Source organism: Pseudomonas batumici, from assembly GCF_000820515.1.
Classification (GTDB): domain Bacteria; phylum Pseudomonadota; class Gammaproteobacteria; order Pseudomonadales; family Pseudomonadaceae; genus Aquipseudomonas; species Aquipseudomonas batumici.
Map to the genome: position 1 here is coordinate 1 of NZ_JXDG01000125.1, position 8676 is coordinate 8676.

General features: G+C 51.9%; 3 protein-coding genes and 1 pseudogene. All 4 read right to left on the bottom strand.

The features are described 5' to 3' along the window. On the bottom strand, positions 1-3132 hold a 3132-nt coding region (locus UCMB321_RS31295), incomplete at its 3' end, for a hypothetical protein (protein ID WP_052451385.1). Positions 3133-3139: 7 nt separating this feature from the next. Further along, entirely contained in the window at positions 3140-4984 is a 1845-nt protein-coding gene (locus UCMB321_RS29010) for a hypothetical protein (RefSeq protein WP_040072085.1), read from the bottom strand. 12 nt (positions 4985-4996) lie between these two features. Continuing rightward, positions 4997-8014 carry a hypothetical protein gene (locus UCMB321_RS29015; protein WP_040072086.1) on the bottom strand — a complete coding sequence of 1006 codons (3018 nt, stop codon included), beginning with the start codon at positions 8012-8014 and terminating at the stop codon, positions 4997-4999. Positions 8015-8067: 53 nt separating this feature from the next. Next, positions 8068-8676: pseudogene (locus UCMB321_RS31170) on the bottom strand (hypothetical protein); the annotation flags it as partial.

Genomic DNA, 8676 nt, shown 5'->3' on the forward strand with positions numbered 1-8676 from the left:
CAGGGCCATCCCCACCAGGATCAGAGCCACCCCGACCCCGGGCACACCAATCAGGATAAATCCCGCCAGGCTCACCCCAAACGAGGCCCCGTCGATCACCGTCATAGTGATATAGAGCGCTTGCTCCTCGGCGGTCTTGGCCAAGCGGGCGCCCTCGACGTTGCGATACAGGCTGACCGCCGTGAACAGCACATCCAGGGGTAGCAGCACCTTGTTCATCTTGAAGAACAGATGATCAAGCCTGGGCTGCCAGAGTGCTCGCGAAGCACTGGAGGCCAAGCGCAAGGCCAGTGCCGGCCCAATGTCGCTGGTGAAATCAAAGACCCCCTTGACCACCGCCAGTGAATCGCTGGTGCTGAACAGGCCCGATTTGACCGAAGAAAAATCGAGGTGGAAGGGTTGGGTTCGGAAGTCCACGAAGACCCCGAATGCCCCGAGCAAGCGACTGGAGCCAGCGGCCATGCGCGCGGTGGTCTTCAGTACGACGGGAGACAGTTGCTTTTTCTCGAGGGCGGTCTTGGCACGGCCCAGGTTTTCCTGGGTCTCTTGCAGGCTTCTCAAGGACGCCGACTCCTGCAGCAGCGCCTTCTTGCGTTTCAGGCTGTTTTCCAACTGATCGATGGCAGGAAGAATCCGCGGTTCCTCGCCCGATTCGAGCACCGCTCTCAGGTCCCGCGTCGACACGCCGAACTGTTCACTGCCCAAGAGACCGCGATAGAGGGGCGTGTCAATCAATATTCGTTTCCCGCTCCAATCAGTAGTGGGTTGTTGAGCCTTACTAAAAACAGAGTCTGGCACACGACGCTCAAGGAACAGGTGAATCTTGTCCACCTCAATCCCAGTCATTTCTCGGTACTCTTGCTTGGTGACGACAAACAAAATCTGCGCCAACTGTTGATTATAGTAGGACGTCGATGCGTAATTATCAGGCTGCACGCCAAACAACGGGGAGTGATGCGAACTATAGAACGGAAAATCCTGAAACTCCCTGTAGGCAATGCCCAAATGTTCGCGAAAGCCCTTGAGTATCAACTGCCGCTTGTAATGATATCGGGGATCCTGCGGATCAAGCAAAATCTTGATTCTGTTTTCTTTTCTCAGATCTTCCAGGGCCTGCTTGTACTGTTGACTATTGATCTTCGCATCGATATCAACTGCCCCATCGGGAGTGCGAGAGCGATAACGATTTTTTATTTCCGCGTAATACCCGTGCAACAGACGCATTGTTTCAAACGTGTTGACCGGTAAAAACGCTCCTGCGCCCTTGGGCCTGATGGAAACCCTCTCATAAGCCAAGCGCTCCATGCGGGCAACGTGCTGCTCCTCTGCCAAAGGCCCAAGCAGCGACGAAGGCATTTCACCAATCGCTAATGTCTCGGCCCTTCTCCTCTTCGTTTCTTCTTCAAAATCGCGCTTATAAACACCATAATTAGAAGATTTTTCCTGTTTAGCCTGGTCGAACTCAGTCTCTGATACAACACCGCCCTGAAAAGCCTCTTTGACCAGGCCGGCCACAGAAAACACATGGGTTTCTTGCAAGAAGCGCTGAACCACGGGATCAGCAAAATCCAAAGTACCCGCCTTCGATATAAAATTAATAAACTCTTCCGACGGCATTGCCTTCATGATATTTAGCACGATCCCCGGAAGTGGCGGCATCCTATCCTTCACCTCCAGCACATTGAACGGTACCAGGACATCGCTTCCGGCAGCCACCAAAGAAGAGCGAGGGCTGCAAATAACGGTTATATTCGGGATCCAGCGCCTGGTTACACCGTCGCCCCCCACGACATTGAAGCGCCCCGCCTCCAGGCAGCGCTCGACAAAGAGAACCGCGACATACTCCGCCATGGCCTTGGGGAAATTACACGCTGAAAAATTAAGGTACTTGATTTCCTTGAACCTAGCCGCCCGCTCTCCAAACGCGGCCGTAAAATTATTATAAATCCAGCCGGCTATTCTCTCCGCGCTGGAGACGCCTCCCAAACCCAAAATATCCGCATGACCGACTATATTGATAATGCCGTCAAACGGAATGCCAGCCCCTCCTGGGCTGATATAGTCAATCGAGAGGACATCAATGGGTTTGGGTCGGCCGCGGCCCAGGAATGTATCGATATCGTGTGAGCGCACCTGATGGTAGCTGCTGATGCTGTAGACACCCAGTTCATGATCATTGCCAATCATTCGATCCAGATTATTTTTTCTGAAACGTACGAACTCCTTATCCAGATTACTGATATATCGATGAGCGGCCTCCGGATCGGCAGGCATGGCCGTGTTGGGGCTCAGTATATCGGCAATGGTGGGAAAAGCGACTGTGCTGACCCCCCATGTACCACCATAGGTATGGCGAAACTTCTGCCTAAACGAAATAGCGAACCTAATTAAATCTTCGGAACCGTTCAGCGCGCCTCTACTTTTGTAAGAAAAATAAAGCTCGATAAACGTCAAGGGATACAGCTCTTCATAGGACATCAGTGTCTGATACAGCAGGGCAGTGGCGACATCTTCACCAATGAGCAGATTGAGAGACGCGCCCGCCGCACGCTTCACACGTACACCCGGCCGGGAGGCGTTGATCGGTAAGTTGACACCCTGAAACACTCGCCATTTTTTTTGGACAACGCCCAGATAATAGAGTGAGATCAACCCCTTCAAAAAATTCAGCTCTTGCTGTTTTTGAATAAAATTATTGCCCTCGACCTTGGCCATTGCGATGAAATCCTTAAGCAATGCCAAATGGACCCGAGTGCCCGCAGCATCCCCTCTTGCGCTCAACAGATCCGACTCAAGCTCCGAATAAGTCGTCCGCAATGCCCCGTCCATCTCCTTCCAAAGCAACAAGGACTGGATATCCCGGGTGAAATCAAAGCCCCACTGATGTCGAAAACAGGGATAGATGACTCGCTGTACCCCAACCCCTTGGGTATATATTTCGCCCAGCGTGTAAGTCCTGCCGGCCAGCGTCGCTCTTATCTTTGTACTTTCCAAATGAAGACTTGGAAAAACAACCGCGTAGCGCTTCAAAAGCGTCAGGACGGACTCAAGATAGGCCAGGTTTTCCTTGTCCAGTCCGACACCTGATATTTCATATTGATTCAGGCCGTAATCAAACGATAACTTTTGCATACGCCACCTAAACCTTCAGGGATTTTTTGTATTGCTCGACCAGAGGATTGAGCGAACCAGAAAAATTCAAGTGGGCTAACGTCTTCACGTTATAGTCCTTGTCGACCTTGTCCCCGACGGTCAGCAACCCCTCACGTCGCCACAACGCAGTGCTCCAAAGCCCCAAATCCTTGATCGAGATCATCGGGCCATTACCGCTGTCCTTTCCCAGGCCAAGCGTCAGAATGACTTCATCGATGGTTTGATTTCCTTGAGGCTCTGCTTGATCGATCGCATAAGTCAAAGAGGCTTCCAACGCGGTGGAAAGATCGCTGTCAGCACGGGCGGCGAACAGGTTGAAGGCCTTTCGATCATCACTCAGGGAAAGCAGCAAGAAACAGGGGAAATCCTTCAGGTCTATCGCCCCACGGTCGTTGCCCTGGTCGTCGTTGAACACCACTTTCGCCTCATGACTCAACTCCCCACTCGCTGAATCGACCTTCATTCGCCTTAGCATCTGCACAGTGAAGACGATGCGGCTCTCAGGTGCGGAGGTCTTGCAGGTGAGCACACCGATATCGGCTCGACGGGTGTAAAGAGTCTTTTTATCTTCGTTCAGTTTGAGCTGAAGCTGATTCATGGTGGCTTTCAGTTGCCCCGCCACTTCAAAGTTCGACACGCGCAGCTGCTCGATGAAGAGCGGAAGCCGGCTCGCCAGCGCGCCGGTCTTGATGACGTCCACGAGGGTTCGATCTTTATGGTGAGCCGCGGGAACAAAAGACCCTGCCGGATCGAACCGCTCTACATCCTCCACAATCTTTTTAAAGCTCAAGCCGTATTGTCGGCTTGAAAAGACGGCCTCTGACAGGCTCCAGCGGTCAATCAACGAACCGACTGTCTGGATTTCAAATAACTGCGATTCCTTCACCCACACATTCAACATAAAACTGCCGGAGGCGCCTTGACCTGCCGAGGGCGTCAAAGAAACAGAGACTTTATTTTTGAATGCATCAAAGCAGAGTCCTCGAGTCGCCTCGATCGCGAAATGGGCGTTTTCGACGGAATAAAACAGCGCGTTATCGAGGACCGCCCATCTGTTTTTTTGAAACGGATAATAGGCGGACAAGCGCTCCAGAGGTAATTGCCGGTATCCAAAGCCCTTCAATACCTGTTTTTTTTCTTCCAGGTAATCCCTGAAATTATCCTTGCCCTCTGGCTGGGTATGGCCCACCCACGCCGCCACTCTCTCCAGGCGCAAGGAATGTCGACCATTTTTGATGGCCACGGGAATGGTATTGAACTGGAATTCACTAAAGCCAGAGAAAAAATCTCTAAACCCATCACCGAAACCACTCAAAATATAGGGTGCCTCTCCGGTTTTCTGAGTGTTCCATACCTTGACTGTCGAGAGACCGTCCTTTGTTTCCAGCTTGATGACACAGGGATCCTGATGAGAGAACATCAGCGGCTCGGTTTTTCCCAAGACCTCGCGGGTGGCGACTCTTATCGTGCTTTCATTACGCCGACTCGCCGATGAAACCTTTCCCTCTTTATTTTCTTCCCAGACCCTGAGCATCAGATACAACTGATCGTTCAGGCAGACCAAGGTAAAACTCCGGCCTAGCCGATAAGCAAACACCCTTTCATCAGCCGCCCCTGGCCGCGGTTCAGCGACATAATGATCTTCTTTCTCTTCGCCCATCCAGATATTCGGTTTGGCGACAAGACTGGCTGAATCGGCATCATGTGTCTGCCAGACGGCATTAACAGCGGTAAATTTGAAGGTGAATACATAGTCCTTTTCTCCATAAAAAGGGCACGCCACCTTATAGCGATCTTCACTCATCTCGAACAGCTTGACTTGTGCAGACATCAGGGACTCTCCTTATTCCTTTTCGACCACGTCATACTGGTTGATCTGATCTTTCAGATAGGTCTTCGAGTGCTCATCCTCAGCCACTCTATCGGCCAATTGAGTAAACCCCTGTTGAACAGCCGGTTCCGGCAAGGCAGATTGGAACCCATAAGCCTCCTCTCGATGACTCAGCTCCGACCGTCGCAAAAACCCAATTAACTGATCGGCGCTGAACACCCCTTCCTCAAGCAGCAGACTGAGTCGGTTTTGTGCGGAACCTTGCCACGCCATGACGCCCTTCAAGCAAATCGTCAGCAGGTGATTTTCCGTTTCCAGAAAAAAGAACAGGTCATCCTCTTTTATTTGCGCCGTTCTGAAACTGACAGCGGGCGCTGAAATAAAGTTGGTCGCCTCTTTCTTTGTAGACAGGAAGAGCACCTTGTCCCCGCCCAACACGCCGGAAATTTCAATGGTATTTCTGTAACCATTGGCAATCACACTATCGGTCCCACCCTGGTTGAGGTAGAAGAAGTTCTCAGGCAAGTTTCCAACCAGCTGAGTTTCATGCCGACCGCCATGCAGGTAGGCCACGTCTCCACGCGCGATCAGGATATCCCGACCGTCTTCGCTGGGATAAAGCGGCGTATTGGGTTTCCCCAGAATGCTGTTTCGCAACACGTACTCTGTCTTGCCGCTCCGCTGGCGAAGCACTGTTTTCTCACCCAGGGTTTCACGACTGAGGTCGACTTGCCTGCGCCAGTAGATTTTTCCGTCGTTTGGCGAAACTTCCAAGGTGTACAGACGCCCTCTTATCTCGATTTCCAGAAACTCACCGATCGGTTCTTTCAAGAAATTGACCAGGGTCAACGAGCCGTCCTTGAGCGACGCCTGACTGCCCGCCAACCTGACCAGCACCGCCGAATCCTCGGTCGCCGCCAGTTCCTTTTCAGGATCAACCAACAGCGCCCACTCCAGAACGATACTCCCCCAACGCTCATCCTCCGGCCCCGGCACCTGTATCACGATGTTCTCCAGCTCGACCCCCATGAGTTTCAGACGAGAAGGCGCCAGCGCCTTCTGGAAGTCTTCCTCCGCGGCGAAATCAAAGGTGGTGTGAGAGTCCCACATCAGATAAATCGTATTAGGTGAACCTCGACCTTGAACTCTACTGCGCCCCTGCCCCACATACAGGATGTTGGAGAAGAGCGGATCCAGTTCATATTCATGGTTGCCTTTCAGGCAGGGGATGTAGCTATAAGGATTGAATTTCCCTTCGACGCGTAGAAAATACGGCGCGTCATAGGTTCCACCGTCAAACTCCCTTTCCGCGCGGTATGAGTAGGGTGAAGGGGTTGCCGAAAGGGCCTCTTTTCCCATCCAGATACAGAGCACCAGTATTTCCACGCTCTGCCACCAGGCGGGTGCTTCTTCGATGCTGGCTTTTTTCAACCAGGGTGTACTGAATAGCTTTCTTCCCGTTTTGGAATAGCCATGCACAGAGATATTCTTCGCAACCGCTTCGGGAAAACCTGCGCTCATGAAAACATCTTTCGCCATTCGTTCAAAAGAGAAAGGAATCGCCGTATAGGCCAATGTATGTTGCTCAAGAAATGCTTCCAGTTTGGATTCCTGGACCGCGGGAGCGATATCCAACCCCTCATAGGGCAGACCCACCCCTTGGGCAATCGCTGCAAATGTCAATTTTCGATTGAAGTAAAAATCAATTCCGGAGAAGAACACCTGGTCCATTGCAAGCAAGGGAAAAGGGGAAGTCAGATGGATCCGATAATAACAAGCCGAGGTATTTTCTTTTAAGGGGTCCTTGATATCCATCTCGAAAAAGTAGGGGTCACCCCGCGTGTCCAGATTGAATAATCGCGTCGAAGCCGCCTCCTCGACGACTTTTCTAAAGTGACAGCGGCCCACATACGTTGCCTCGCTCAACGGTTGATAGCCCGTGTCGAGCACCTCATAGGAAAAATTAACCACTTCCGGTGGCGCCTGCTCAAAATACGCCAATCCCTGCAGGCGCAAAAAAGACTCTTGATCAAGATAATTAACCGACGCGAGCGACGCCATGTCAATCAGCAGTCCATGCTCTATTTTTTTAACCGCCGTCAAAAGTTCAAGACGATGAACACTGTTATAGGCGACCTCACTCCCTGAATCATAAAAAACCCTGAAACGAGGAAAGTCGATATTCAAGTACTTGAACAGGCCCGGACCATTCAGTAAACATTTCATCTCCAAAAAATCGAGGGTGTGTGCCTTGTTGATCGCCCGCATATCGATGAGCTGGTGGCTCGAGGCGCTGACCCTGACCTGCAAGAAATCTTTTTTTTCATCCTCCAAAGTGTCTATCCGAGCCCCCCCGCGCGTCGCAATACGATAGGAAAACTGCAGGGAACTCAAATGAAACGCTGACGTTGGAACACTCGGCAGAAGAACGAAGCCTCTTGCTTTTGCCTTCTTTATCTCCTCAAATCTCAGATACCCTGTTGTCGGATTCGTCGGCTGCCCGTCATACCGGGTCAGCTTGATTTCGTAATTGACAAGGGTATCGCCCGGATACCGGTCGAGCTCCGCTTCCCTCTCTGCATTGAATACCAGTGCGGTCGAGTCATAGGGCCGACTGGCCGCGCTCCCCAACATGACAGGCTGGTTATTCCCTGGAACAAGCAGTTCCGGCAAATCCATTTCCAAGACGTTATATAAACGATTCCCATAATAGAGATCGGGGTTCAAGGTAATGGTTTGGTTTTGCAGAATGAGCTTTAAATTGCTTTCTATGTTTTTTCTTAAAATCAACTCATCGTTTTTGACTTCGCTGACAAAAAAATTGCCCTCCAAAGACACCTCTAGTTTGGCTCGATCACGATCCTCCACCTTGAACGATTGCTTATTAACGGGTGTTACCTGTGGGTCCAGTCGGGTGGTGAGATCATAATACCTCAGCGAGGTATCCGTCAGAATCAACTCGACCTTGTCCAGTTTTGAATCCGCCGCGACCCCGTGCCCGGTAATCTTTATTACTTTCCTGTCACTCATCACTTATATTCCATTAAAGTGCTTCAACTTTATTTAATACGCCAGGTTTACGCCTAAACGGAAACCGCAAAACCGCTGATCGACGCCTGTATCTCGATCTCGCAACGGCGAACCTCCCGCCTCAACAGCAGCAGCGAACGTCCCATCGAGTTTCTCAGGGTTACCCGCGAGCCCTCCCCCAGCACCGCCATCACCGGGTGGGTTTCTCCGCTCTTGAACTGGATATAGGCCGGCAGTTGAACGGTCCGGACCACCTGCTCCAGCGCACAGACGCTGTGGCCATCGGCGCTCACCAGGTCGAGCCTGAACCGACTCTTGTCCTTGAACTTGACGACCTCCAGAGAGGTCCCGGACAAGTCCAACTCCGATATCGCCTCGCGATCCTGGCCGGAGAGGTCCAAGCTCACTTGAGGCAGCGTCTGGAACGCTCCGTCCGGCACGACCAGCTCCGTGCGGCTACCAAAGTTCGAGTCAAAGTCCTTTGACGTCAGTACGCTTTTCTTGAATTGCAGGGTATAGGGGGTCTCGGGATGCAGCCTGACCTGGTATTTGTTGAGGGCCTGCTCCTGCGGGGACTCTCCCACCGCCCAGCCAAACGGATTGGCCTCCAGCAGCAGATGGGGCGTGGCGCCGAACAGCAGGATCGTCGGTATCGGGCCAAA

Excerpts from the sequence above, each read along its gene's own strand:
- UCMB321_RS29015 (WP_040072086.1), bottom strand. The coding sequence starts at position 8,014 with ATGAGTGACAGGAAAGTAATAAAGATTACCGGGCACGGGGTCGCGGCG.
- UCMB321_RS29010 (WP_040072085.1), bottom strand. The coding sequence starts at position 4,984 with ATGTCTGCACAAGTCAAGCTGTTCGAGATGAGTGAAGATCGCTATAAG.